This window comes from Gluconobacter japonicus (genome assembly GCF_015244665.1).
In the GTDB taxonomy this organism is placed as follows: domain Bacteria; phylum Pseudomonadota; class Alphaproteobacteria; order Acetobacterales; family Acetobacteraceae; genus Gluconobacter; species Gluconobacter japonicus.
Window position 1 is genome coordinate 308,352 of record NZ_JABCQN010000001.1, and the last position, 26,241, is coordinate 334,592.

Sequence of the window (26,241 nt, forward strand, 5' to 3'; positions counted from 1 at the left end):
TGGGGCTCGGATAAGGTAAAGAAAATGGAACTGATGGAAATATAAAGTTTCCAAAAACGGCATAAAAGGCTTCTGATGCTGCCTGATCTTGAAGGCTGGGCTGTTTTCGCCCGTGTTGCGGAAAGCGGTTCGTTTGCGTCCGCTGCCCGATCACTAGGGCTGTCCGCTCCAACTGTCTCCAAAGTCATTGCCCGGCTGGAGCATCGCCTGAAAACAACGCTCTTTCAGCGGAGCGCACGCCACCTCTCCCTTACGGCAGCGGGTGTCGCCTGTCTGGAGCGAGCAAGACGAATGCTGTCGGATGGAGAATGGCTGGAGGCCGAACTGCGGGAAGGATCAGTCAGACCCCGTGGGACAATCCGGCTGGCAGTTCCAATGGGGTTCGGATTGGATATTCTGGGGCCGGTGCTGCCTGCCTTTCTGGAAAAATATCCGGATATTTCGATGGAAATTGATCTGGATGACCGGACCGTAGATCTGCTCGGTGGACGGTTTGAAGCGGCAATTCGGATTACGCCGGGCGAATTGCCGCCCGCGTCAAGTGGTGGGGCGCATCTTCTGTGTCGATCCATGGTGAGGTTCGTGTGTTCACCGGAACTAAAGGCGAGTCTTGGCCCTCTGGAGACTCCGGAAGATCTCTCTGGCAAATCTGGTCTGCTGTACGCGAATACTGACCTGCCGGATCTGTTGAGACTGACTCATCACGATGGGAAACAGGCATCCGTTCGACTGCGCGGCAGGATGACCGTGAATAATGGTGACATGCTGCTTCCGGCACTGAGAAACGGCACAGGACTGGCACTTTTGCCAGATTTCATGCTGCGAAAAGATCTTGAGGCAGGCCGACTGGTCGAAGTTTTGCCAGGATGGCAAGGCAATGTCCTGTCGGTTTGGTTCATGGTTGTTGGGTGTGGTGCGACACGCCTGCAGATGCCAGCCAGACTGCGTGTTCTCTTGGCTTACCTGGAGCAGACACTTGGCGGAAAGATGTCACAGGATTACAGTGCCGCGCAGGAGAAAACGCGATGAATTATGATGCGATGTTCCAGTCCGCCCTGGACGGTCTGCGTGCTGATGGCAGCTACCGTTACTTTGCGGAACTTGAACGCCGGTCCGGCAATTTTCCGAAAGCCTACCATCATGGGCTCGGTCGTGACGTCACAGTGTGGTGTTCCAACGATTATCTCGGCATGGGACAGCACCCGGAAGTTCTCAAGGCGATGCATGATGCCCTTGACGAGACGGGTGCAGGCGCAGGCGGAACGCGCAACATTTCCGGCACAAACCACTATCATGTGGAACTGGAAAAAGAGCTGGCGTCCCTGCACGGCAAGGAAAGCGCGCTACTCTTCAACTCGGGCTACCTGTCCAACTGGGTCACGCTGGGGACGATTGCAGGGCGTTTGCGGAACTGTGTGGTTCTGTCGGACGAACTGAATCACGCTTCCATGATTGAAGGCATCCGCCATTCCCGTGCTGAAAAGCAGATTTTCCGTCACAACGATGTTGAAGATCTGGAGCGTCGTCTGAAGGAGCTCCCGGCGGATGTTCCGAAGATCATCGCGTTCGAGTCCGTCTATTCCATGGATGGCGACATTGCTCCGATCGAGGCCTTCTGTGATCTGGCCGATAAGTATGGCGCCATGACCTATCTCGATGAGGTCCATGCCGTGGGCATGTATGGCGATCACGGTGCGGGCGTGGCTGAAAAGCTGGGCCTGTCCCATCGTCTGACGGTCATCGAAGGGACGCTTGGCAAGGGGTATGGCGTTGTAGGTGGCTACATTGCAGCCTCCGCGCCACTCTGCGATTTCGTGCGCTCTTTCGGCTCAGGTTTCATTTTTTCCACGGCTCTGCCGCCAATGATTGCGGCAGGTGCTCTGGCCAGTGTGCGGTATCTCAAGCGAAGCAGTGCCGAGCGTGAGGGGCAGCAGCGCGCCGTGGCCTATCTGCGTGCGGCGCTCGACAAGGCTGGCATCCCGCATGTTGGTAATCCGAGCCATATCGTGCCGATTATGGTGGGCGAAGCCGAACTTTGTCGTGACCTGTCAGACGAGTTGCTGAATCGTTTTGGCCATTACATCCAGCCGATCAACTTCCCGACCGTACCGCGCGGAACGGAGCGTCTGCGTCTGACGCCGACGCCGCTTCATACCAGTGAAGCGATTGATGAACTGGTCGAAGCTGTCTCCACGCTGTGGCGTGAGCGACAGCTTAAGCGCTCTGTCGCTGCGTAAGTGGGCGATTCAGCCTAAAAGAAAAAAGGCAGCCACATCAGGCTGCCTTTTTTTGTGCATGGGGTCAGGCCTGAACGTAAACCCAGGCTGTCCGGCCGGAGCGCAATGTGACTTCGACCCGTTTGTAGTCTGACACTTCATAGGCATCCGCGGCCCGCAGTTCTGCTTCCGTAATGCGGAAGACTTTCCCCGCAACCTCATCCGATGGGTTCTTGCTGGGAATGACGACAGGGTGAAAACGCTTTCCACTTGCACGCAGGACGTCAGGGTCCGTGATTTCCACCATGGCAGTCGTATGGCCAGTCATGGCGTCCTCTTCTCCGTCCAGCAGGCGGCCGAATGAAGAAAGCTGGACCTCGTCCTGCTGGAGTGTGCCGTAAGAGAACAGGAGGACTGAGGCGGCTTCGGTCATGAGAAAGTTTCCAGTCATCAGGGATCAGATGCGCTTGTAGCCCTGCCAGAGGGCTGTGACGGGCTGGCCGTCTGCCTGTGGGGTCAGAGTGATGTAGAGGCCATCGAGTTGTTGCAGCGGAAGGCAGTCATCCACTTCCATGAAATTGTCCCGATGCTGATGATCGTATCCAACCAGCAGACAGGTCTTGGCTTTGGCCTTTGCTTCCGCCTCGGAACTGGCAACCAGAAAGGTGAAGGCGTGTTCTTCCTTCAGTTCACCGGGCGCATAACCGCCCATATTGATGAAATAGAGGGTTTTGTCTGAGGTGGGCTTGGTTGTGCTGAGTGTTACGGCATAGCCGTCCGCCCAGGACACTTCAGCATAAGCGTCGACATGCAGGGAGTTCCGGATGCCAAACCAGCGTTTGCCAAGAGATGGGTATGCGTCTTCCGGTTTTTCAGCGACGGCGAACTGAACGTCATGAACTTCGATATTTGCACCGGGGGCGCTTCCGCCCAGATAAAATACATACAGTTTCACGAGCCCGTCTCCTTGGTTCCAAAACGTCATATCAGCTTTGTGCCGTAAAGCTGAAGTCAGTCGGTCAGAGCTTTGAAAAGGATCTTTCCCATGGTGTCCGTGCTTAGAGTTGCCGCCCTTCTTGCTGTCCTTGTTCCTTTGGGAACTGCGTTTGCGCGGGATTATCAGACGCAGGACAGTTGTGATGGCTTCCCGAAGGTCTTCCTGAAGACGCGGCCCGGTCTTTGTGTGGGGCTGGTGGCCAGTCATCTGGGGTTTGCGCGCGGGGTGGCAGCTATCGGCCATGATGTGTTCGTTCTGGATATGGGCGGTTGGCGAAAAGGCCAAGGCAGGTTGCTGCGACTAAAGCAGGACGGCCATGCCTCTCCGGAGGTTCTGCTGTCAGGGCTCGATGAGCCTAGCGCGTTGGTCTCTGGACCGGATGGTGCACTTTATATGGGCGTTGCGGGAAAGGTTGTTCGTGTGGACCTGTCCGGGGCGAAACCCCAAATGCGGGATGTCGTCACAGGACTCCCTGAAAAGGGGAGGCATCCTCTGACAGCGCTGGCCTTTGCGCCAGACGGGCAGCTTTACATCAATATCGGATCGGCAACCGATCATTGTGAAACGCCGGACGGCGATGCGCCTGACGTGCAGAAAGCCTGCCCTGAAACAGCACAAAATCCGCCGCGTGCAAGCATTATGAGCGTTCGTCCGGGACCAAATCCAGTCGTCTGGAAAGACACAAAACTGGTCGCGACGGGTCTGCGCAATAGCATGGGCCTGGCAGTGCTGCCGAATGGAACGCTGGTTGCGGCTGTTAACGCACGGGACGCTATCAACAAGGCCGATCCCGCTCTGTCTGATACGGCATTGCCGCACGATACCTATGACGTGATCCGTCCGGGGGCGAATTATGGCTGGCCCTATTGCTTTGAGGACAATCAGCCCAGCCCGGAATACCCGCATTATGCCTGTGCAGGCATGGAAAAGCCTGCCTTGCTGCTTCCGGCTCATGCCGCTCCACTTGGGTTGCTGGCTTATCAGGGCGACGCGCTTTCAGACCTGCAAAGGCAACTTGTGCTGCCATATCATGGGTATCGGAAGACCGGTCATCGGATCATGACCCTGAAAATCAGCGCCGGTGGGGAGCCTGTAGGTGTGCCTCAACCGCTGGTCTGGGGCTGGGAGGGACGTACGCCCCTTTCCCCTGCGGGGGCTCCGGTCTCCGTTGCGGAAATGGCAGATGGTAGTCTTCTGGTCTCAGAAGATCACAACGGCACACTTCTGCGGATCGCGAAAAGTGATCCTCACGGGGAAACGCATTGACAGCATGACACCAATGCGATGAGTGTTGCCCTCACCAGGGGGAGCTTCGCCACAAGAAGCTGAGAGGTCACTGAAGGACTGAGAAGTCTGCGGTGTGACGACCCTGCCGGGCGCATCCTGCGTTCGGGAAACCTGATCCGGTTAGAACCGGCGGAGGGAATGGTGATGACACACAGCACAGCCGGCGCTGCCGGTACGCCATGCTGTTGCCCCCGCTGCGAAAAAGGGGGCGACCATGGGTGATAGTCCAAATAATCTGAATAAAGGGCCGGCTGTCGGCCACGTGACGACAGGCCCGATCCAAGGTTCGTGTAAGAAGTGGTCTGAAGCGCCGGGGCGTCCGGACATTCTGGTCCCATATCGAGAGATTGCGTTGCACCCGTCCGCCAATGAAGAGCCTGTGCGTGTCTATGATACGTCTGGGCCCTATACGGACACGTCCGTTAGCATTGATGTGGAGAAGGGTCTTTCGACGCCGCGTGCAGCATGGCTGGCAAAGCGTGGCTTCCAGAAAGTCGAGGCTCGTGCCGTCAAGCCGGAAGATAATGGCTTTGCCAGCGAGGCACAGGCTGTTCCAGCGTGTCCGGCGCCTCATGACGTCTATTCCGGCGAAGGTGCGCAGCACGTCACGCAGTATGAATACGCAAGGGCCGGGATCATCACAGAAGAGATGATCTACATTGCCCACCGCGAAAACGTCTGCCGTGCCGAAATGGTGGCCGGGGCTGAAGAGCGCCGGGCGGATGGCGAGGATTTCGGTGCGGAAATCCCGGCGTTCATCACGCCAGAATTTGTACGGGAAGAAGTCGCGCGCGGACGGGCCGTGATTCCGGCGAACATCAATCACCCGGAACTTGAACCAGTCATTATTGGCCGAAATTTCCTTGTGAAGGTGAACGCCAATATCGGCAACTCTGCCGTGACGTCCTCTGCTGCGGAGGAAGTCGAGAAGCTGGTCTGGTCCATCCGCTGGGGTGCGGACACAGTCATGGATCTGTCCACAGGACGCAATATTCATAACATCCGTGACTGGATCATGCGGAACTCCCCAGTCCCCATCGGGACGGTGCCGCTTTATCAGGCGCTGGAGAAAGTGAATGGCGTTCCTGAAAAGCTGACTTGGGAAATCTTCCGGGACACGCTGATCGAGCAGGCTGAACAGGGCGTCGATTACTTCACGATCCATGCCGGTGTTCGCCTTCAGCATATTCCGCTGACGGCAAAGCGCACGACGGGCATTGTCTCGCGTGGTGGTTCCATCATGGCGTCCTGGTGCCTGGCCCATCATCGCGAGAGCTTCCTGTACGAGCACTTTGAAGACATCTGCGACATCATGCGCCGCTATGACATCACCTTCTCATTGGGGGATGGTCTGCGTCCGGGATCAATCGCTGATGCCAATGATGCAGCGCAGTTTGCCGAGTTGGAAACGCTGGGGGAACTGACGAAGATTGCCTGGGAAAAGGGCTGTCAGGTTATGATTGAAGGGCCGGGTCATGTGCCGATGCACAAGATCAAGGTCAACATGACCAAGCAGCTTCGGGAATGTGGAGAAGCGCCGTTTTATACGCTTGGCCCGCTAACGACCGACATCGCGCCGGGCTACGATCACATCACGTCCGGTATTGGCGCGGCGATGATCGGCTGGTTCGGCACGGCGATGCTCTGCTACGTTACGCCCAAGGAGCATCTGGGTCTCCCAGACCGTTCTGATGTCAAAACGGGCGTGATTACGTACCGTATTGCAGCGCACGCTGCCGATCTGGCGAAGGGGCATCCAGCCGCGCAGTTGCGGGATGATGCGTTGTCACGGGCGCGGTTTGAGTTCCGGTGGGAAGACCAGTTCAATCTGGCGCTTGATCCGGACACGGCACGGAGTTTTCATGATGAAACCTTGCCCAAGGAAGCGCACAAGACGGCACATTTCTGTTCCATGTGCGGTCCGAAATTCTGCTCCATGAAGATCAGCCATGATATTCGTCGCGAAGCGGAACGTCAGGATGGCATGGCGCAGATGAGCGAAGTCTTTCAGGACCATGGCGCCAGGCTTTATGTTCCTGAGAAGGAAGTAGAAACGGTTTCGGAATAACCCGATAGCCGAAATGATTTGGGGGATGGCCTTGCGTCTGCGGGCTATCCCCCTCATCATGTTGTGATGCCGTTCAAGGAAGACCTCGTCCCGTTCCGAAAGACCCGCAAGGTCACGAAACTTGCAAACCGGCTCGGAACTTCAACGGCCAACTGCGTCATGCATGTCATGATCAACGATCGTCACGGTTTTGTCCGTGAAAGCGCATCCTTCCTTCTCGTGTTGGAAAAGATCTGGAAGGCGCGCGGCCTGAACAGTGAGCAGGTCTGGGCAGAAATCGGAGAAAGAATCCGTCTGGCTGAAGAACTTCGTGCTAAAGGCATTCGTCCGCGCAAAGGCGGCCAGTACCGTTCTACCAAACTGCCCTGATAAACTGTTCTGAGTGATGCCTGCGTTCCCAGACCTGTCTCATGTTTCTCCAGATGATCTGAGCCGGCTGGACATCGGTGTTCTGGTTATCATCGGCCTGTCGGCTCTCTGGGGGCTAACGCGTGGTTTCACCACGGAACTCTCAGGGCTGGTGGCATGGGCGTCTGCTGTTGTTCTGACCTATCGTTTCCATGCTGCTCTGTTACCGTGGATTTCCCCCTATCTGCATGAAAACTGGCTGGCCGAAAGCGTAAGCGCGGCTGTTCTGTTTATCGTCATTCTTCTCCTGCTGACGACAGTGGCAGGTCGGGTAGGTGCTGCGGTGAGGGGCACTCTTTTTGGAGGTGTAGACCGCATACTGGGCGCTATTTTCGGCATTCTGCGCGGATATGTGATGCTGATTGCACTTTATCTGCTGGCAGGGTCTTTTTTTGGCTCATGGACCTCTTACCTGATGCAGGGAAGCGTTTCCGGGCCTTATATTGTGGCCGGAGCCGCACGGATGGCAGGTTATCTGCCACATTCCTTGCAACCACATCTTGCATCGCCGCCCACAAGCGGCCATGACGCGTCGTTGTGAACCCAGTCCGGAAAGGCCGAACTCCATGACTGCCTCCGATACTCTTAACCGTCCTTACGAGGAATGTGGCGTTTTCGGCGTCTGGGGCGTTCCTGATGCGTCTGCCCTGACGGCTCTCGGCCTCCACGCTCTTCAGCACCGTGGTCAGGAAGCTGCCGGTATCGTCAGTTTCGATGGCGAACGGTTTCATCAGCATAAAGGCCTTGGTCTTGTTGGGGATGTGTTTGGTGACAGCCGGGTCATGGCGACCCTTCCGGGCAGTGTCGCTATTGGGCACAACCGCTATGCGACGACAGGCGGAACGCATGTTCGGAACGTGCAGCCGCTCTATGCGGATTATGAGTTCGGAGGTTTGGCGGTTGCCCACAACGGCAACCTGACCAATTCAGCTACGCTGAAGCAGGCGTTGGTCAAGCGGGGTTGTATCTTCCATTCCCTGACGGATACGGAAGTCTTCATCCACCTGATCGCCATTTCCCTGTATTCCACCGTGCTCGATCGCTTCATCGATGCCGTCAAGCAAGTGAAGGGGGCTTACTCCCTGATCACCCTGACGCCTGATGACGGCCTGATCGGCATGCGTGATCCGTTGGGTGTGCGCCCGCTGGTTCTGGGGCGTATTCCTGGTCATGAAGGCGGAAATGGTGGCTGGGTTCTGTCCAGTGAGACCTGTGCTCTCGATATTATTGGAGCAGATTACGTTCGCGACATCGAGCCGGGTGAAATCGTGGTCATCAATTCTGATGGGCTGCGGTCCCTAAGGCCTTTCGGGGATCAGGGGGGACGCTTCTGCGTCTTCGAATACATCTACTTTGCTCGTCCGGATTCCGTGCTTGAGGGACAGCCTGTTTACGAGGCGCGTAAGCGCATCGGGGCAGAGTTGGCGCGTGAGACGGCGGTTGAAGCGGATGTCGTGGTTCCGGTGCCGGACTCCGGGGTGCCTTCCGCGATTGGATATGCGGCTGAGAGCGGTATTCCGTTCGAACTGGGCATTATCCGCAATCACTATGTAGGTCGAACCTTCATCGAGCCGACGGATCAGATCCGGAATCTCGGTGTGAAGATGAAGCACTCCGCCAATCGGCCTGTTCTGGCGGGTCGTCGCGTTATTCTGGTGGATGATTCGATCGTTCGTGGCACCACGTCCCGCAAGATTGTGGATATGGTTCGTGCGGCAGGGGCGACCGAAGTGCATATGCGCATTACGTCCCCGCCGACACGTCATGCCTGCTTCTACGGGATTGATACACCGGAAGAGAGCAAGCTTATGGCGGCAACTCACACAATGGAAGAAATGGCGGCGGCCATCGGTGTCGACAGCCTCGCTTTCATCAGTTTTGACGGATTGTACCGTGCGTTAGGGCACGAAAGCCGTGCTGAAGGGGCAGGGCGTTATTGCGATGCCTGCTTTACAGGCGATTACCCGATTCAGTTGGTGGACAAGGAAGGCAATCTGGTTTCCTGACCAAGCCTGCCTCCGGGTACATTAACAAAAAGCGTTTACCCGCCATGGGGCGACGCTTTTTTTGTTTCCACTGCAAAGGGCGGTGACGTGATTGTATCGTTCGCTCTCAGAACAACGGCATCTCGGCCAGTCCCCTTCGCAGCGTAAAGTGCGGCATCTGCTTTCTGCCAGACATCTGACCAAAGCGTTTTTGACGAATATCGAATATCTGCGCCAATACTCAGCGTGGCTTCAATACCCCTCTCTCCAATGTTTTTGACATCCTGTGTGAAAGTTTTCTTCAGGCGGTGAGCAAGCTCCAAGGCATGGGAGATGCTGGTGAAGGGAAAGAGAGCAGCGAACTCTTCGCCGCCAATACGGAAAAACTTGGCCTCCTGGGGTAAAACCTTCTGACTGGCCCTGACTGCGGCAATAATGACCTGATCCCCTGCCGTATGGCCATGGTGGTCGTTAATGGCTTTGAAATGGTCAATGTCCATGAGAAACAGCACACAGGTATGAGAAGAACCTGCGTTCTGCTCCATCCACAGGTCCACGGCCCGGCGGTTGCCTGCGTGTGTCAGTGGGTCCTGAAGAGTCAGAAGATGGTGCTCTGCGGCTAATCGTTCCCTGGGAATGGCAATCATTGCCAGAGCGATGACAATACCTTCGATGATGACCAGAAAATTATACAGGATAATGGCCCAGACCGTTGAAGGCTGGCTACCAAGAGGCTCGGGAAGAAAAGGTGTTGAAAGGGTAAGTGCGCCGTAAACGAGCGTGTAAAAGGCAATGATTCTGCATAAGAGCCGCTCGGCTGACGTCTGCTTTTCGGTAGAGCAAAGAAGATCCCGGGCGGCCTGAAAATGAAACCCTGTGATGAAAAGCATACGGACAATTGAACTGACAATGTGTCGGGTTCCGCTTGATGCAGCGCTGGCGGAAATGGCCAAAGACACGAGACAAACAATCAAGACTGCTTTCAGGCACGTCCGACGACCCAGCATGGTGCGTATGGCCTGCCAGCCGAGACCATAGGCTAATGTCATGAAAACTGCGCCAATACGCAGGCCCCACAGGCCGGGAATGAGAAAGGGGCTGGTAAAGAAAAATCCCGAAACTGACGCTGCCAGAAAAGGGCTGGAATACCAGAATGCTTTTCTGGTTTTGCCATGGGCCAGTTCAGCAGCAGTGAAATAAAGGCCGAAGATAAGGAAAAGAACCGTGCTGTATGCGAGCAGCGTGGTTGGGTCCGGGCTCATGACAGGAAGAGCGGAATTCCTTTAATCCGCATCGTTGATCTTCCTGTTCATGGGATGCTCCGTCTCACGAATACAGTTGTTCGTCCGGGGTTTCGCTATGACTCCCGGTTGAATGTGTATCAAGCGGTACGGACATGACAGCTTCCAGGCCCGGATGAAGAAGCGTGTAAGTCAGAGTGCCGGACAGGCTGCTGACAACGGCTTTCATCATGCGCGTACCAAAGCCGTTTCCATTCATATCAATGTCATGACACCCCTGATCGGACACTGTCAGGATCAGCCGATCGCCTGTTTCCGAAAGGGTGATATGCAGCGGGCCTGCGTCGCCACGATAAGCATATTTGCTGGCGTTAATGACCAGTTCCGTCAGCACGAGGCCAACATTGATCGCGCGATCAGCCGACAGTGTGACAGGAACAAGAAAAATGCGCAGATGCCTTTCCCATGCTGCGCCTAAGGAGGAGCAGAGTTCCTGTATCAGTTCTTCAAGATAGCGGCTTAGATCAACCACACCGACATGATCGCCACGATACAGACGCCTGTGAACCAGACCGATGGCGGCAATCCGGTGCTGGGCTTCAGACAGGGCCTGGGTGGTTTCCTCGTTCGTCGAGGTACGGGCCTGTAGCTTCAGAAAGGATGCGACCATCTGAAGCGAATTCTGTACGCGGTGGTTGACCTCGCGGATCAGGAAATCCTTCTGTTGCAAGAGGCTTTCCCGCTCTTGCACCGTTGCGGTCAACGTGGCGTTCAGTTCACGAAGCTGATGGGTCTGGTAATCGGCAATCAGGATCCTGCGCAGACGGCGTGCCGCCTGTTTTTGTTCGGTATTCCAGCGTTGGGACTGGCCGCAGACAGTTTGCTGCCATGAGTCAAAGGACTTGCGAGGGTGCAGAATGCCGTCCTGGTCTGGTGTGCCTTTATGAGGATTCCCTGCCCATTCAATGACCTGAACAATTTCCACGCGGCTCCAGATCAATGTCAGCGGAGAGCGGAAAGGCAGGGCAATGGCGATAATGCTAGCCGAAAGAGTCGGCCAGTTCTCTGCCGGCGGATAGTCTTTGCCCAAGGAAGAGCTGCAGAAAATCCCCCCATTGCTGCCCAGTCTGAGCCAGTCGCGGATGGCGAGCAGGTCAGCTTTGGCGGGCGTTACTCCACATGCTGTTACATCCTGCGTTCCAATGACCGCAAAGCCATCGCAGGGGAACAGACTTCGAAGTTCGGAGGCGAAATGGCGCAGATTGGTCTCAACGGATGCAGCGGCATCAAAATGTGAGGTGGCAAATTCCGTCGCGTTCCGGAGGCGCAGGCGTTCCTGGTAGGTGACCAGTTCTTCCTTGTTGCGCAATTGCCGGGACATGACGCCAGCCAGTGTGCGGCAGGCGGCGCGAATGTCTTCGGAAAGGATGCGGGGCGTTGCGTTGTGACAGGTTATCATGCCCCACAGCACGCCATCTACAACAAGCGAGATGGAGGCTGACGCTGCCACGCCCATATTGGCCATGTATTGCAGGTGAACCGGCGAAATGCTTCGAAGCTGCACATCGCTCAGATCAATCCCTGAAAGACCGGCTTCAGCAGGTCGGATGACGGCTGCCTCGTAATGGACATTCGGGATGACGCGGATACGGTTGCGCAGATAGAGCGCCCGCGCCTGACGGGGAATATCACTTGCTGGAAAGTGATGGTTCAGTAGCGATGGGAAAATCTCGTTGCGATGTTCCCCGACGACACATCCGGAACCATCTTCCTGAAAACGATAGACCATGACCCGGTCAAAGCCGGTCAGTTTTCTGAAGACCTTGGCGCCCTGGCGGCAGACTTCCGCCACATCCGGACACCGCTCAAAGCGGTCGGCAGTAGCATCGATACGGCCAAAAATTTCCCACGTCAGGAGGCGGGCTTCCTGAATGGGTTCAAGCTCTACCAGAAGTTTTCCATCCGTAGGATGGATCAGAAGACTGAATGTCTCCCCCTGAAGTCCTGAAATCCGGGCATCGCTGAAGGATGCCGGTGTGAAATCCTGAAAGCCTTCAGGCGGCAAACCCAGGAGTTCTGGCAAAGAGCGGCCCAGCCACTCTCCCGACAGACGTCCCTCAAGATCGCCTGCCCCTCCCAGAACAGTCAGGGTACTGGCATCGGCAATCAGGAGAAGTCCATAAGACTGGATGGCGTCCGGACGATGAATCGGTTCACGGTCGCAGGCCGTTAGCAATGCTTCCGAGAGAGGCTGCCCCAACTGAGAAGTTTTTGAAGACGAAGTCAAAGTCTGAACAGTCCTCTCAGCGGTGATGCAACAATCGCCCTGACGGGCAGCCCACCCATGAGGATCGGCAGAAGAAAAGACATGTCACGATCCTGCTTCCAGGCTGAGAAAACTGGAAGGAATATATCGTGAACCTTAGGGTTTTCCCCTGCCGCTTGTCAATTTAACTCAGTGTTGAAGAGCGTCCTGCTGCATCCAGGATGCAACATCCAGAGACAGTGCATGACGGCTTGCCGGGCGTGTGTAGAGCATGTGTCCGCCCTGATAGAGATGCAGGGATACGCGATCCGCCCCAACCGTCAGATGATCCTTCATCCAACGGGCCGTTCCGAACGGGCAGGCGAGGTCATAATAACCGTTGGCGACAAACACCCGCAGCCCCGGATCGAGCGCCAGAAGACGGTTCAGAACCGGAATCTGATGAACCGGTGCAGGCCCCCCTTCACTCCACTTCCAACTGCTGTTCACCTTGAAGGAGAGCAGATCGTAGGTCAGCGGCGTCTGGAACCCAAGATCATTGGCTGCATATCCTGAAAACGCATTGCCGTAAGCGCGGCCAAAGCCAAACAGCGTTGGATCGGGGCTCTCGTCCAGCCCGTCAGCGGACGGGTCGGCAATCGTCTGGGTGTAGTCGTAAAGACCATGCAGCTTGCCATCGCGGGACATGACATCATGCGAGCCGATCGCCGGAACACCATGTTGGCGCGTCACGACATCTTCCGGCAGACCGGTGCGGCGGGATATTTCCGCGTAGAACGCCTTGCCCTCATCACCACTTGGCAGCTTGCCCGCGACCTTGCTCAGATAAGTACCCATGGCCCATTCGTACGCCGCATCCGCAGATTGCGGTGTGACATTCGGGCTTTCATGCGCCGCAATAAGGCTGGGGATCATGAGGGCAGCGGACAGCGGATTTTCGTCTGTATCCAGCAAAGGCATTTCGATCGCTGGAGACAGCATGACCACACCGTTCAGCAGAATACCCTGTTCCATCTGAAGGGCATTGGCGACCTGAATGGACCGGATACCGCCATAGCTTTCACCCACCAGATAATGAGGGGAGGCCTGACGGCTGTTCTTGGCCGTCCAGAGCTGGATCGCCTTCGCAAACGTGCTCGCATCCTGCTTCACGCCATAGAACTGGTCGCCAGCCTTGGTTGTATCGAGCGGGCGGGAATAGCCCGTGCCGACGGCGTCAAAGAACACCATGTCCGTGAACGGAAGCCAGCTATCCGGATTATCGCCCAGCGTCGCATGGGTGCCGTCCGTTGCGTCCTTGGTGGGCATCGTCAGGGCAACCGGTCCCGCAGCGCCCAGATTCAGATAGGCCGTTGCAGCACCAGGGCCACCGTTGAAGAAGTAGGAGACCGGGCGCTTGGCGTCTGCTGCGCCGTCTTTGGTGTAAGCCACATAGAACATGCGGGCGGTGGGTTTGCCGTCCGGTCCGCGCAGCGTCAGCGTGCCAGCATGAGCTGTGTAGGCGATGCCATTCAGATGATGCTTCGTCACGGAATCAGTCGGGAGCAGGGCGGCTTCACCGGTAAAGCTATCCGTGGTCTTGGCTGCGTCCGTTTTGGGTGTGGGCGTCTTGGCGGCCTCGTCTGCCATGGCAGGCAGGGCCGATACAGGGGAAAGAAGGGACAGGGCGAGCAGCAGCGCACGACGGGACATCATCTGTCTGTCATCTCCGAAAGAAGGATTACAGGATCGGACTGTCGCTACCAGTCCCGTTTCGTTACGGCTACCGATCCTGCATGAAGTTTTCGTCATGCAGGATCAGGTCAGCAGGTCAGGAGCGGGTTGGTTTGATGTTAGGAGATAGCATCAGGCGCGGATCAGCAACACGATCATAGTCTTCCGCCGTCATGAACCCGAGTTCCAGTGCGGCGTCCTTCGGACTGAGATCCTTCTCCATCGCATGATGTGCCACCTGCGCGGCTTTGTCATAACCGATGGCGGGGGACAGGGCTGTCACCAGAACAAGGGATTGAGCCAAGGCCTGCTTGATGCGGGCTTCATTGGCTCGGGTGCCCTCCACAAGATGCTGGCGGAAGTTCTCGGAGCCATCATGGAGAAGTGTAATGCCCTGCATGATGTTGTGGATCATCAATGGCTTGTACACATTCATGTCGATCATGCCGGACGCTCCGCCGAGCCCAACGGCAACATCATTGCTCATAACCTGAAGCGCCAGCATGGAGAGTGCTTCCGCCTGTGTCGGGTTGATCTTGCCCGGCATGATGGAAGAGCCTGGCTCGTTTTCAGGCAAGAGCAGCTCACCAAAGCCCGCGCGTGGGCCGCACGCGAGCAGGCGGATGTCATTGGCGATCTTGAACAGGCTGCCAGCGGTTGTCCGCAGACAGCCGGACAGATGCACCAACGCATCATGTGCACCCTGCAAAGCGAATTTGTTCTCGCCCGCCCTAAAACCAAGACCAGTCAGGCGTGCGATCTCGGTGCAGGCGCGGGTATCGAATCCGGGATCGGTATTGACGCCGGTGCCCAATGCCGTGCCGCCCAGAGCCAGCGGGAAAAGATCATCCCGGGCAGCCTCAAGTCGCGCAATATTGTCTGTCAGCATCCCGGCGTAACCGTGCCATTCCTGCCCCAGTGTGATGGGAACGGCATCCTGAAGATGGGTCCGGCCAACCTTGACCAGATCCTTCCATTCTTCAGCTTTGGCAGCGATGGCATCCCGCAGTTTGGTCAAAGCCGGAATCAGGCGGCGATCAACGCCCAGTGCTGCCGCGACATGCATGGCGGTCGGGAAGTTGCAGTTGGTGGACTGCGCCATGTTCACATGATCGTTCGGATGCAGCGGTGTTTTGCTGCCAAGTGCATTCCCCGTCAGTTGGCTGGCTCGGTTCGCAATGACTTCATTGACGTTCATGTTGAACTGCGTGCCAGAGCCCGTCATCCACACATGGAGCGGGAACATGCGGTCATGCTTGCCGCTCGTGATTTCATCACAGACCGTGTGGATCAGGGCCGCCCGATCCTGCGAAAGTCGTCCACTGGCTGCATTGGCTGTGGCGCAGGCCCGCTTCATGATCGCATAGGCTTCGATCATTTCACGCGGCATCAGCTCGCGTCCGATGCTGAAATATTTCAGGGAGCGCTGCGTCTGAGCGCCCCAAAGAACATCATCAGCAACCTCGATCTGGCCCATGCCATCGGTTTCAATACGGCTCATGCGGTCTGGCGCTTTCCTGCAGGACGGGGGTTCATGCCTGCGCGGACCCTACCTCAAGAGAGGAGACGGGAAAACCGGTTTGGATCGAACCGGGAATGTTCAGGGATGGTGCGTATGAGAAGTCATGACCTGCTCGCCTGAAACGCGCAGGTCAGGTTCTTACTGGCCCAGCCAGCGATCACCGCCGAAGCGGTTGTGCGAAAACAGGAACCCCGCACAGAGGCCTGCGACGGCAAAAACGATTGTCCACAAAGACATCGGTATCAGCAGTCTGGAAATGGCTGCCAGAATCACCATGCCCGCAAAGGCGCAGATGCCAGATTCAATCAGGCGTGGGCCGAAATGCCGCTCGGCCCCGCAGTTCGGGCAACGCTCCGCAGTTGAGCGGATCTTTTCCCGGCAGACCGGGCAGATTGTGACGGCGCTGGACGCTGGTTCCATCATTGGCCGTTATTCTCCTCATGTTCACCCACGGCGATCCGCGCTTCCACAGCCATGCGCCATTGCGCATCAGCCGGGGCCGCCGCCAGGGCACGGCGATACAGATCAAGACTGTTCGCAGAAATGTGTCCGTCCTTCTGGGTCTGGAGTTCTGCGAGCTGGATTGCAAGCTCTGGCGTGAAATGAGTATCCAGCGCGACCTTCCAGTCGGCAATCGCTTCAGAAGTCAGACCAGCGCGTGCCTCGATCTGACCGAGCAGGACATGACCGGTCTCGTAGGTCGGATTGTCCTTCGGAATCGTGGAAACCTGTGCCTGAAGCTTCTGGATCATTGCCATGGCCTTCGCATCCGGCTTGACCTGCCGCGCACTCAGAGGCTGCGGGGGCAGGGAAGGGTGGCCGTTCACGATATAAAGGCAGAATGCAGCGAGTGGTATGCCGAAACCAACAGCCAGTACGGGCAGGAACCGCTTGGAGCGGGAGGCTCCCTCATTCAGGTCCGGGGCGGCAGATGACTCATCGGCGGCGAGCAGTCTGCGCTGGATTTCAATCCGCGCGGCGCCATATTCATCGCCACTGACGAGACCAAGATCCCGGTCCCGGTCGAGTTCCGCAAGCTGACCACGATAGAGTGTGAGGGCAGAGTCACGCGCATCCACCCGACGGCGGAGACGGCGCAGGCCATAGAGGGCCGGTAACAGGGCAACGCCTGCAACAATCAGGATTCCCAACCAGAACAAGACTTACTCCCGGCCCGACAGGGCATCCAGACGCGCGCGCTCTTCATCCGTGAGCGGCGCAGGCGTGACAACGCGGCGTCTCGTCGCACGCCAGGCAATAACAAGACCGGCCACCAGCGCCAGTGCCGGCATCAGCCAGAGCAGGGCGGTTGACCATGAAAACTGAGGGGCCAGCCGGATGAACTCGCCGTAGCGTTCCGTCATCCAGTCCATAATCTGCTGATCCGACTTGCCGGACGCGACCTGCTCCCGCACCACTTTCCGAAGATCACGAGCCAAAGGCGCGCTGCTGTCTTCAATGCTTTCGTTCTGGCAGACAAGACAACGGAGATGAGCGCCAATCGCTTCGGCTCGCTTCTCCTGTACGGGATTAGGGAGCATTTCCGCCGGATCATCGACGGCAAAGGCAATGCCACCCCCAACAAGTGTTGTGGCCAGAAGCAGCGCAGAAAGACGTTTCATCACAGTCCTGCCAGTCGCGGGCGGATTTCCGCTTCATAAATCTGCGGGTCGAGCGCGGCGCTTCCATGCCAGAGGATTCGGCCCCCCGGCGCGACGAGAAAGCTCTCCGGGACGCCTGTCACACCCCAGTCAATCGCAACGCGGCCATGGCGATCTGATGCGACACGGGCATAAGGCGTCCCATCACGCTGAACGAAGGCACTCGCATTTTCCGGCTTGTCTTCATAGGCGATACCCCAGATGGGCATGTTCCGTGAAATAGAGCGGAGGCCGGGCATTTCCTGAACACACGGAATGCACCAGGACGCAAAGAAATTGACCAGAACCGGGCGTGTCTCCGCCCTGAGTTCCTTGTCCGTAAAGCCGTCTCCCAGACCAGGAAGACCCGGCATGGCAAACTGCGGAATGGGGCGCCCGACATTCGGGTTTTTCACAGCCCGAGGGTCAAAGCCGCCACTTTCCATACCTTGAAGCATTTTCCAGAACCCGACGCCCAGAACGCCGGCACCAACAATCGGAAGGGCCGTCAGCAGGCCCCGTCGTGTTGAATTCATGCGTGTCTCTCCTCAGGCCTGGGCCATGTTCCGTGCGGCCGCTCTTTTCGGAGCGCCGACGCGCAGGCGACGGTCTGACAGGGAGAATGCCCCACCAATCGCCATGACCAGCCCGCCAAGCCACATCCATGGAGCCAGCGGGTTACGGTGCAGACGTAGCACATAGGTCGCATCCGCGCCCGTTCCGTGTCGGTCGCCCACCACACCATAGAGGTCCGTAATGAAGTTCGTATGAATGGCGACTTCCGTTGTGGTCTGGTTCTGCGTGGTGAAATCGCGCTTTTCCGGATGCAGCGTCGTAATCAGTCTGCCGTTGTGACGGATGGCGATATCGGCCTGCATGGCGCGATAATTCGGGCCTGCGTAATCGTGCACGTTGAGAAGCGTCCAGTCGTCTCCCGCAAGGCTGCGGGTCTCACCAACATGGATTTCCACAATCGCATGCTGGGCACCGGACATGCCGCACAGACCCAGAACCGTGATGCCAGCACCGATATGAGCCAGAGCCGCACCCCAACTGGAGCGCGGGAGGTTCCGGGCGCGGGCGAGCATCTCACCCATGCTGGAATGGCCTAGTCCGACGCGGCGCAGGATATCCGTGACGGACGCTGCCATGACCCAGATGGCCAAAGCACCACAGGCGATCGGAAGTGCACCAGAGAATTTCCAGAAGCACAGTACGAGCCCGACAGCAGCAATAATGGCCGCCACGAATAGATGCGAGAACGTGCGCGCCAGTTGTGCACGCTTCCAGGGCAGAGCCGTGCCGACGCCCATGGCCAGAAGGAGCGGGATCGTCAGGGGAATAGTGGCGGCATCAAAGAACGGCTTGCCGACAGAAATGGTACGGCCTGCCAGAAGCTGCATGAAGGGCGGGTACATCGTGCCCGTCACAACGACGGCACAAATGGAACAAAGCAGAATGTTGTTCAGCACCAACGAGCCTTCACGGGACACGGGTGAGAACAGGCCGCCTGATGTCAGGGACGGTGCACGCCAGGCGAACAGGGCCAGCGAGCCGCCGATAACCAACGCCAGAAGGCCGAGAATGAACACACCACGGGCCGGATCATTCGCGAAGGCATGAACGGAGTTCAGGATGCCTGAACGGACGAGGAAGGTGCCGGAGAGCGAGAACGAGAACGTCGCAATCGCCAGCAGAACGGTCCAGATCTTCAGACCCTCGCGCTTCTCCACCACGATGGCGGAGTGCACGAGTGCGGTGCCCGTTAGCCATGGGATAAGAGACGCGTTTTCAACCGGATCCCAGAACCAGTAACCGCCCCAGCCCAGCACATAATAAGACCACCAGGAGCCCAGCGCGATACCGCAGGTCAGGAAGCACCAGGCTGCGACGGCCCATGGGCGCACCCAGCGACCCCATGCGGCATCGACACGCCCTTCAAGAAGAGCTGCGACGGCAAATGCGAATGGGACGGCAAAGCCGACATAGCCGGTGTAGAGAATGGGGGGATGGAATGCGAGGCCGGGATCCTGAAGCAGAGGGTTCATGCCCTGACCATCCATTGGAGCCGGAAAAACGCGGTCGAACGGATTGGACGTCAGAAGGCAGAAAAGCTGGAAACCGGTTGAAACACCCCCGAGTACCGCAAGAACACGACCGCGCAGGATATCCGGAAGATTTCGCCCGAATGCGGCGACGGCCGCGCCGCAGACACCGAGGATCAGGGTCCAGAGCAGAACGGACCCTTCATGATTTCCCCAGACACCCGTGATTTTATAAAGCAGTGGCTTGGACGCGGCGGAGTTTGCGGCGACGTTCTGAACCGAGAAGTCATCATGCACGGCGCACATGATCAGGCTGAAAAATGAGATCGCCAGAGCGAGAAGCTGTGACACCGCCAGAAACGGAGCCAGCGCCACGAGGCGGGCATTGCGCTTGTGAGCGCCCCAGAGGGGCACAACAAACTGGATGAGTGCGAGAACACAGGCGAGGGCCAGGGCGAAATGGCCCTGTTCTGGTCCGAACATTATGGTGTTCAGCCTCCGGCTTTCTTGGCGGTCATAGTGTCCCAGCTGGCAGCGTCAGGCGCCTTGCCGAAGCGCGGGTCCCACTTGCCCGTGCGTTTCAGTTCGTCGGCCACTTCCTTGGGCATGTAGGTTTCATCATGCTTGGCGAGAACTTCGCTGGCCGTGAAGCCACCGTCTTTCTGGACGGTTCCGAGAGCAACGACGCTCTGACCCTCGCGGAACAGGTCCGGGAGGATGCCCGTGTAATGGACTTCCACGGCGGCCTGGCCATCGGTGACGTTAAAAGAGTTCACCGGAGCCCCATTTTCCGTAATGCGGTGCAGAGAGCCTGCCATCACCATGCCGCCAAGACGGATGGTCCGGTCCGGAGATGGTGGGTTCGCTTTGACCTGCGAAGGAGCCATGAAGAACACGATGTTGGACGAGAACGCCCGCAGCGTAAGAGCCGCAGCAGAACTGATGCAGGCGAGGCAGGCGATGACAATCCAGAGACGACGTGTCTTGCGGGTCATGATGCGGAGCTTTCACGGTGGCGGAGCTGGCTTTCGACAGCGGCCAGCCGGGTTTTGACGCGACGCAGGCGCAGGGCCGCACCAATGCCGAGAACCAGCGAACAGCCAATGGTCAGACCATAAGCGGCGGCAATATAGGGCCAGTGATTGGGAAGGTGCATCATGCTGCGGACCTGTCCGAACGGTTGAGCCGGGACCGGGCCATAAGCTGACGGGTTCGGCTCTCGTGGATTGCGGCACTCAGCCGGGCGAAAATGACTGCGGCAACACCAAGTGTGAAGCCGATGGTCGTGATGAGAAGCGGCCAGAGCATCGTCATGGACATGGTCGGAGCTCCTGTCAGCGTGATGCTGTCCGGCTGATGCAGGGTGTTCCACCACTGCACACTGAACTTGATGATCGGCAGGTCAATCGCGCCAGCAAGAGCCAGAATGGCGGCGGCGCGTTGCCCGCGGGCAGGCTCATCGAAAGCGCGGATCAGGGCGATATGGCCCAGATACAGGAAAAACAGCACCAGAACGGAGGTCAGGCGCGCATCCCAGACCCACCATGTGCCCCACATCGGCTGACCCCAGAGGGAGCCGGTAATGAGACATAGTGCAGCAGCGCAGGCTCCGACCGGGCCAATCTCGATGGCGGCCAGATCGGCCAGCGGATGGCGCCAGACCAGCGACAGCAGGCCGCAGATGGCCACGCCGAGGTAACACGACGAGGCAAGCCAGGCCATGGGAACATGCACATACATGATCCGGACCGTCTCGCCCTGTTGCCAGTCCGCAGGGGCGAAGAACAGACCCCACACGATCCCGACCGTCAGGAAGATGATCGCGCCGGTGGACAGCCATGGCTGAAGCGCACGGGCCAGACGCAGGAACTGCCCCGGATTGGCATAACGATGGAGCAGATTAGGCGTAGGGCGCACGGGAACTCTCAAACTCCGCGAAATATTTCTACATGAAATAGTCCGAACCCCTCACAATCGGAAGAGGTGCATTGTCCCATTGTTCCTATGACTGTTATCACGTTTCACGGAAATGAGCGCGAAAGGGGAACTTTTCGCAGGAGAATGACGTGGCGTACTGGCTGATAAAATCCGAACCCGAAGCCTTTTCATGGAGCGAACAGGTTCACAACGGGGTGGAACCCTGGACAGGCGTTCGCAACTATCAGGCCCGCAACAATCTGGCCGCCATGAAGATCGGTGATCTGGCGCTTTTCTACCATTCCGTGAGTGAAAAGCAGATTGTGGGTGTCGTGGACGTCGTGAAGGAAGCATATCCGGACCCGACTGCGGAGGATCCGCGCTGGGTCTGTGTGGACGTGAAAGCAAATGGCGCTTTTGCAAAGCCCATTACGCTCGCGCAGATCAAGGCTGACCCTGAACTGGAAAACATGGCGTTACTGAAGCAGTCACGCCTCTCCGTTGCGCCGGTCACGGAACCGGAGTTCCGCTACCTGACGAAAATCGGAGACTGGGTAAAAGGGCGCTGACCTCAGTGAATGTCTGAGGCGTCGCCGTTGACCAGAATATTCGTCTGCCCGTTGGACGGATGTCCGGCATAGGTCAGCGGCAGGTCTTCGCTATGATAAGGGGCTGTAACGGGAGCATTGAACTTCACCGGCATCCCGAAAATGCTGAAATGGGACGGCAAATTGTTTGCGCCGTTGGTTTTCTGCTCGGCATTGGTGCCCGGCATCCCGACCGGCAGATGAGTTCTCACTTCCCCGCTGTAGTTCGCGAGTCTCTCTTCCGAGTCTTCAACTGTCGTGTAGCCATGCGGCGGGGGCGGTGCACCGCCGTCCGGCAGGGCAACCTGCTGTGCGGGCGTCAGAACCTTGTCAGGCTGATTGTTCAACTGATGCGCCGTCGAGGGCGGGATCTGTGGCAGATCGGCCGTACTGTGGCTACGATGGGCATGATGTGGAGCGGACAGCGCCGGCGTGGCCACTGTCGCGAGGAGACTGACCGCCAGTGGGGCAGACAGGATCCAGCGGGAAAATGTTTTCATCATATGTCCTTCTCCACACCCGGCCGTGGCACCCGTCAAGCAGGGGGCTTTCGTGATGCGATATGAAACCTGCTATCGGGTAAACGGTTTCGGGTCTTACGAACAGGAGTTTTGATCGTCATGACCGTAGAGAATGGCTCGCAGCTTCCGACCAGCGAATTTGCATCACTGGCGCTGGACGGGGAGTCCCTGGCCCAGCTTCAGTCCGTGCTGGCACGCGTCGAGCAGGGGCGCGGCGTCCTCGTCCGTCTGGCTGATCTGATGGGTGGTGCTGTCGGACAGGCTGCGCGACTCGGGATGAAGGGACTTGGTCTTGCGCCGGGTCTTCAGGAAAAAATGCAGAAGACCGCGGAAGTCGCCATTGAACAGGCGTTCAATGTTGCGATCGTCGGGATTAAAAACGACGTTCCGCTCAAGCGCGATATGTGGCGGGAGAATGCCGGGCAGGCGGCTGTAGCCATCTCGGGCGCTGTCGGTGGTTTTGGCGGAGTATTCGGTCTGGCCCCGGATGTCGGGTTCACGACGTTGACCATCATGCGTGAGATCGCGCGCATCGCTCGCGAGGAAGGCGAGGATCTGCGGGACGAAGACACGCGCCGGGCCTGCCTTGAAGTCTTTGCACTCAAGACCTTTCCGGCTCGTCAGGAAGAAGAGGATGGCGAACTGGGTTTCTTCTCGGCCCGCGCTCTGCTCCGTGGACGGCCGGTCGTGATGCTGATCTCCGAAGTGGCGTCTCATTATGGCATTGGCCTGTCGCGGAAGTTTGCTCTTCAGATGGTGCCGGTTGCCGGTGCGCTCTGTGGTGCGTCGCTCAATTCGGCGTTCTTGGCCCATTACCGTGCACTTGCTCGGGCGCATTTTACGATCCGTCGCTTGGAACGGACGCATGGTCGAGCCGTTCATGAAGCAGCCATGGATCTGCGATCCGGAGCAACGTCTGAGTCCTTCTCCTGAGTTTGCAGGAGACTGAAACCGGAGAAACAGTATGTCGATGAGTCTTGTCTGGCTGGGCTGGACACTCGTTCTGGCCGTTGCGCACCTGTTTCTCACCTCGGCCGCCTGTCGGCGTCAGGACGGCGTTCAGTGGGCCACCGGAAACCGGGATGGTGAGACACCACATTATACCGGACTCGCTGCTCGGATGCGCCGCGCGCAGGCCAACCTTCAGGAAACACTCCCGATTTTCATTGGGGCAGTTCTTCTGGCGCATGTCGCCGGAAAGGATGGCGCTCTGGTTGCCTGGGGTGCAGGGCTCTATTTCTTTGGACGTCTGCTCTACGTCCCAGCCTATGCGTTTGGCTGGGGAGCAGTGCGCAGTCTCATCTGGGGTGGATCAATGGTCGGATTGTTCCTGGTTCTTCTGGGCCTGATTTAAGGCCTAGCCCTTGCTGGGACGCAGGCGCCAGAAGTCCAGAAGTCCCCAGAAGACAATTCCTGCAAGGCATATTTTGACAAGTGCCATCAGCAGGCCATGTGCTTCAGGAAGAAGCAGGCGCAGGAGCGCCAGCGGTATGAGAAAGATCATGTAGACAAAGGCGAGTGGCAAGGCGGCTCTCCATGAAGGTCGACGATCTGTGTATCATGCCGACAGACAGAGAGGCCAATATTTCCCTTATGCAGGATCGAGAGCACCGACGGCATGTCTGACGTCACACCGGAAAGCCTGCTTGATGCCTATGCATCCGGTATTTTCCCGATGGCTCCTGACCGGGACAGTGATGAACTGAACTGGTACTTTCCGGAGGAACGCGGAATTCTTCCACTGGATGGCATGGTGGTACCGCGCAAGCTGATGCGAACCATTCGGTCCGGCAAGTTTCAGGTCACGGCAGACCGGGCTTTTGGAGACGTCATGCTGGCCTGTGCCGAACCGGCGCCCGGCCGGGAAGAGACCTGGATCAGTCCTCGCATCTGCGCCCTCTATGGCGTCCTGCATCAGCGAAACCATGCTCATTCCATTGAGGTCTGGGACGGCGAGAAGCTAGTCGGCGGGTTGTACGGTGTGGCGCTGGGGGGCGTATTTTTCGGGGAAAGCATGTTCTCCCGTCAGCGGGATGTTTCCAAGATTGCGCTGGTCCATCTCGTTGCAGGATTGCGTCAGGGAGGCTATCGCCTTCTGGATACGCAGTACACGACACCTCATCTGACAACATTGGGCGGTATTGGTATTCCTGCTGCGGACTATCTGGTTCTGCTCAACCAGGCTTTGACTGTCCGCGCCGTCTGGCCTGACGATTTCAGTCTGCACGCCCTGCGCGATGACATCGCGTCTTTACGCCCACATCCAGGAGAGTCCTGATGATTTCACTCTTTCGGCGGCATCGGTCTGCTTTTCTCGCAAGTCTGCTTCTTTGTGCAGGCAGCGGCACAGCAGCCTACGCCGATGACCATCCGAGACTGTCTCCAGCGCGGGATGTCACTGTCACATATCATCTGTCCGCTCCGGGGATGCAGGGGGCTGGTGGAGATGTGAAGGTCTATTTTTCCGGTTCGGGAGATCTGCTGCGAATTGATTCCGCAGATGGACGCGGCATTACGATTCTTGATCGCCCCAAGCAGGTTGTGACGCTCGTCATGCTGGAGCGGAAACTCTACGCCCATATCCGGCCTCAGCATGGATTGCATAATCCGTTCATGCTGGATCTCGGAATGAAATACACCAAGGCAGGTCAGGCCACGATTGCCGGAGTCCCGTGTGGACGATGGGATATCCAGACGGCCCACGGCAAGGCCAGCGCCTGCGTGACTGAGGATGGCGTGATCCTGTCCGAGAACGGTGTGGATGCGGATGGAGCAGAAGGCTCCATTCAGGCCACGAACGTCGCTTACGGAGATCTGCCGACATCGACATTCGAGCCACCGGCAGGGTTCCAGGAAATCACGCCTCGTACGTCACCCCATCATTCTTCCGCTGGTGGCAGCCAGTCCACATCACCCACGCCTGCTCCTGTTCCAGAGGGTGGTGCGGCAGGCGATTCGGCTGTGCAGGCCCCCGGCCATATTGCCGCACAGGGCACACCTGCCGAGACGTCGGCTCCCGTTGTTCCACCAGTGTCTCCTGAAGACGCAAGTCAGCCGTCCGTCTCCAATGATTCGGCAGGCGATGGAACAGTCTCGACCCCTGATCAGCCTCCGAGTGGCCCATCCAATGGTGGCCAGAACTGATGCGGTGCGGTTTCCGGAGGCTTACTGTACTGGCAGGGCTGCTTCTTGGCGCTCAGACGACGTATGCCGCGGATACAGCGCCTTACGTCACGCCAATGCATGATGCGGATATTGATTATGTCATGGTGGGCCCGAACGGGCAGCATCTTCATCAACGGATGCGTTGGAGCTCAAAGCTCTGGCGCCAGCGTGTGGACCCCGAGGGGGCCGCAACGGTCATGCTGACGGATTACCGGACCCATCGGCTGATGGTGCTGGATACGACCGCAAAAAGTGCGACCGTGACTGAAGCGCCCGGCGATTCGTTTTCCGCTCCCGGTACGCCTGCTCCCGGAACGTGGAAACAGGTTGGTCCTGCCACAATTGCGGGCGAGGCCTGCATGATCTGGGAAAGCGTCGATACGAACAAACTCCCCACGGATTTCTGTTACACGACGGATGGTCTGTTATTGGGCGCAACCCAAGGCGGACGGCTTGTTGTGCAGGCAGCTTCTGTCAGTCGGGCGGGGCAGGCGGATGATCTGTTTGATCCTCCGGAAGGGTATCACCGGATAGATCCCAAACACTGAAAAACACCCGCCATGGCCGTCATGATTTGAGAAAAATCTGCCATGATTGTTGCCTTTTCCTGCCATTTTCCTGTGGCAGATTTCTTCTCACAGGACGGGTGGAACCATTCTTCGG

General features: G+C 57.8%; 29 protein-coding genes. 13 read left to right on the top strand and 16 right to left on the bottom strand.

All coding sequences use genetic code 11. The features are described 5' to 3' along the window. Window positions 1-75 precede the first annotated feature (75 nt). A complete protein-coding gene (locus HKD32_RS01370) occupies window positions 76-1,029 on the top strand; it encodes a LysR family transcriptional regulator (protein WP_061932658.1) in 954 nt (317 codons plus the stop codon). Next, complete coding sequence (gene hemA / locus HKD32_RS01375; protein WP_061932656.1) at window positions 1,026-2,237, top strand: 5-aminolevulinate synthase; 1,212 nt, start codon at window positions 1,026-1,028, stop codon at window positions 2,235-2,237. The genes HKD32_RS01370 and hemA overlap by 4 nt, the downstream gene beginning before the upstream one ends. 64 nt (window positions 2,238-2,301) lie before the next feature. Here hemA and HKD32_RS01380 read toward each other — a convergent pair whose 3' ends face one another. After that, entirely contained in the window at window positions 2,302-2,649 is a 348-nt protein-coding gene (locus tag HKD32_RS01380) for a gamma-glutamylcyclotransferase family protein (protein WP_010500987.1), read from the bottom strand. A 24-nt stretch (window positions 2,650-2,673) separates the two neighbouring features. Next, the gene (locus HKD32_RS01385) at window positions 2,674-3,201 is read right to left on the bottom strand and encodes a DUF1543 domain-containing protein (protein ID WP_082905362.1); all 528 of its coding nucleotides are present in this window, start codon (window positions 3,199-3,201) and stop codon (window positions 2,674-2,676) included. A 60-nt stretch (window positions 3,202-3,261) separates the two neighbouring features. Here HKD32_RS01385 and HKD32_RS01390 point away from each other — a divergent pair, with 60 nt between their 5' ends. The 5 genes from HKD32_RS01390 to purF all read left to right on the top strand — a co-directional run bounded on the left by HKD32_RS01390 (window position 3,262) and on the right by purF (window position 8,982). Continuing rightward, a complete protein-coding gene (locus HKD32_RS01390; RefSeq protein WP_061932652.1) occupies window positions 3,262-4,479 on the top strand; it encodes a PQQ-dependent sugar dehydrogenase in 1,218 nt (405 codons plus the stop codon). Window positions 4,480-4,714: 235 nt separating this feature from the next. Then, window positions 4,715-6,568 (top strand): phosphomethylpyrimidine synthase ThiC, encoded by a 1,854-nt coding sequence (thiC, locus tag HKD32_RS01395; protein ID WP_061932650.1) that lies wholly within the window; start codon window positions 4,715-4,717, stop codon window positions 6,566-6,568. 18 nt (window positions 6,569-6,586) lie between these two features. Continuing rightward, window positions 6,587-6,937, top strand: a complete 351-nt coding sequence (locus HKD32_RS01400) for a hypothetical protein (protein WP_228118687.1) — start codon at window positions 6,587-6,589, stop codon at window positions 6,935-6,937. A gap of 16 nt (window positions 6,938-6,953) precedes the next feature. Then, window positions 6,954-7,517 (top strand): CvpA family protein, encoded by a 564-nt coding sequence (locus HKD32_RS01405; protein WP_194257524.1) that lies wholly within the window; start codon window positions 6,954-6,956, stop codon window positions 7,515-7,517. 25 nt (window positions 7,518-7,542) lie between these two features. Then, complete coding sequence (purF, locus tag HKD32_RS01410) at window positions 7,543-8,982, top strand: amidophosphoribosyltransferase (protein ID WP_010500995.1); 1,440 nt, start codon at window positions 7,543-7,545, stop codon at window positions 8,980-8,982. 35 nt (window positions 8,983-9,017) lie between these two features. Here purF and HKD32_RS01415 read toward each other — a convergent pair whose 3' ends face one another. The 12 genes from HKD32_RS01415 to ccmC form a co-directional block, all read right to left on the bottom strand. Continuing rightward, window positions 9,018-10,223 (bottom strand): GGDEF domain-containing protein, encoded by a 1,206-nt coding sequence (locus HKD32_RS01415; RefSeq protein ID WP_194257377.1) that lies wholly within the window; start codon window positions 10,221-10,223, stop codon window positions 9,018-9,020. Between the two features lie 64 nt (window positions 10,224-10,287). After that, complete coding sequence (locus HKD32_RS01420) at window positions 10,288-12,489, bottom strand: histidine kinase dimerization/phosphoacceptor domain -containing protein (protein ID WP_194257378.1); 2,202 nt, start codon at window positions 12,487-12,489, stop codon at window positions 10,288-10,290. A gap of 168 nt (window positions 12,490-12,657) precedes the next feature. Beyond that, window positions 12,658-14,163, bottom strand: coding sequence for a S10 family peptidase (locus HKD32_RS01425; RefSeq protein WP_061932642.1), 1,506 nt, complete (start codon window positions 14,161-14,163; stop codon window positions 12,658-12,660). A 115-nt stretch (window positions 14,164-14,278) separates the two neighbouring features. Then, the gene (locus HKD32_RS01430) at window positions 14,279-15,682 is read right to left on the bottom strand and encodes a class II fumarate hydratase (RefSeq protein WP_061932640.1); all 1,404 of its coding nucleotides are present in this window, start codon (window positions 15,680-15,682) and stop codon (window positions 14,279-14,281) included. Window positions 15,683-15,841: 159 nt separating this feature from the next. Then, entirely contained in the window at window positions 15,842-16,126 is a 285-nt protein-coding gene (locus HKD32_RS01435; RefSeq protein ID WP_010501000.1) for a hypothetical protein, read from the bottom strand. Beyond that, window positions 16,123-16,863 carry a c-type cytochrome biogenesis protein CcmI gene (ccmI, locus tag HKD32_RS01440; RefSeq protein WP_061932638.1) on the bottom strand — a complete coding sequence of 247 codons (741 nt, stop codon included), beginning with the start codon at window positions 16,861-16,863 and terminating at the stop codon, window positions 16,123-16,125. Before ccmI ends, HKD32_RS01435 begins: the two co-directional genes overlap by 4 nt. Before the next feature lie 3 nt (window positions 16,864-16,866). Next, complete coding sequence (locus tag HKD32_RS01445; RefSeq protein WP_010501003.1) at window positions 16,867-17,325, bottom strand: cytochrome c-type biogenesis protein; 459 nt, start codon at window positions 17,323-17,325, stop codon at window positions 16,867-16,869. Then, window positions 17,325-17,879, bottom strand: a complete 555-nt coding sequence (locus tag HKD32_RS01450; RefSeq protein WP_010501005.1) for a DsbE family thiol:disulfide interchange protein — start codon at window positions 17,877-17,879, stop codon at window positions 17,325-17,327. Before HKD32_RS01450 ends, HKD32_RS01445 begins: the two co-directional genes overlap by 1 nt. A 12-nt stretch (window positions 17,880-17,891) precedes the next feature. Further along, window positions 17,892-19,871 carry a heme lyase CcmF/NrfE family subunit gene (locus tag HKD32_RS01455; RefSeq protein WP_194257379.1) on the bottom strand — a complete coding sequence of 660 codons (1,980 nt, stop codon included), beginning with the start codon at window positions 19,869-19,871 and terminating at the stop codon, window positions 17,892-17,894. Window positions 19,872-19,879: 8 nt separating this feature from the next. Then, complete coding sequence (gene ccmE / locus HKD32_RS01460; protein WP_010501009.1) at window positions 19,880-20,383, bottom strand: cytochrome c maturation protein CcmE; 504 nt, start codon at window positions 20,381-20,383, stop codon at window positions 19,880-19,882. Next, a complete protein-coding gene (locus HKD32_RS01465; RefSeq protein ID WP_167347221.1) occupies window positions 20,380-20,547 on the bottom strand; it encodes a hypothetical protein in 168 nt (55 codons plus the stop codon). Before HKD32_RS01465 ends, ccmE begins: the two co-directional genes overlap by 4 nt. Further along, on the bottom strand, window positions 20,544-21,305 hold the full coding sequence (gene ccmC, locus HKD32_RS01470; protein WP_061932636.1) for a heme ABC transporter permease CcmC: 762 nt from the start codon (window positions 21,303-21,305) through the stop codon (window positions 20,544-20,546). The genes HKD32_RS01465 and ccmC overlap by 4 nt, the downstream gene beginning before the upstream one ends. 149 nt (window positions 21,306-21,454) lie before the next feature. On the opposite strand from ccmC, the gene HKD32_RS01475 reads away from it, so the two are divergent. Further along, a complete protein-coding gene (locus HKD32_RS01475) occupies window positions 21,455-21,874 on the top strand; it encodes an EVE domain-containing protein (protein ID WP_010501018.1) in 420 nt (139 codons plus the stop codon). Window positions 21,875-21,876: 2 nt separating this feature from the next. On the opposite strand, the gene HKD32_RS01480 is transcribed toward HKD32_RS01475, so the two are convergent. After that, a complete protein-coding gene (locus tag HKD32_RS01480; RefSeq protein WP_010501020.1) occupies window positions 21,877-22,395 on the bottom strand; it encodes a hypothetical protein in 519 nt (172 codons plus the stop codon). 117 nt (window positions 22,396-22,512) lie between these two features. On the opposite strand from HKD32_RS01480, the gene HKD32_RS01485 reads away from it, so the two are divergent. Further along, window positions 22,513-23,346 carry an EcsC family protein gene (locus tag HKD32_RS01485; protein ID WP_061932634.1) on the top strand — a complete coding sequence of 278 codons (834 nt, stop codon included), beginning with the start codon at window positions 22,513-22,515 and terminating at the stop codon, window positions 23,344-23,346. 31 nt (window positions 23,347-23,377) lie between these two features. Next, window positions 23,378-23,767, top strand: coding sequence for an MAPEG family protein (locus HKD32_RS01490; RefSeq protein WP_062505351.1), 390 nt, complete (start codon window positions 23,378-23,380; stop codon window positions 23,765-23,767). A gap of 3 nt (window positions 23,768-23,770) precedes the next feature. Here HKD32_RS01490 and HKD32_RS01495 read toward each other — a convergent pair whose 3' ends face one another. After that, window positions 23,771-23,938: a hypothetical protein gene (locus tag HKD32_RS01495; RefSeq protein ID WP_156315464.1), complete on the bottom strand. Its 168-nt coding sequence runs from the start codon at window positions 23,936-23,938 to the stop codon at window positions 23,771-23,773. A gap of 93 nt (window positions 23,939-24,031) precedes the next feature. Between HKD32_RS01495 and aat the strand changes: the two genes are divergently transcribed. From aat to HKD32_RS01510, 3 genes are read left to right on the top strand one after another with little or no spacing between them, the layout of a single operon-like run. Next, complete coding sequence (gene aat, locus HKD32_RS01500; RefSeq protein ID WP_061932629.1) at window positions 24,032-24,691, top strand: leucyl/phenylalanyl-tRNA--protein transferase; 660 nt, start codon at window positions 24,032-24,034, stop codon at window positions 24,689-24,691. Then, complete coding sequence (locus tag HKD32_RS01505; protein WP_194257380.1) at window positions 24,691-25,557, top strand: hypothetical protein; 867 nt, start codon at window positions 24,691-24,693, stop codon at window positions 25,555-25,557. The genes aat and HKD32_RS01505 overlap by 1 nt, the downstream gene beginning before the upstream one ends. Continuing rightward, window positions 25,557-26,126 (top strand): hypothetical protein, encoded by a 570-nt coding sequence (locus HKD32_RS01510; RefSeq protein WP_194257381.1) that lies wholly within the window; start codon window positions 25,557-25,559, stop codon window positions 26,124-26,126. The genes HKD32_RS01505 and HKD32_RS01510 overlap by 1 nt, the downstream gene beginning before the upstream one ends. Window positions 26,127-26,241: the final 115 nt, after the last annotated feature.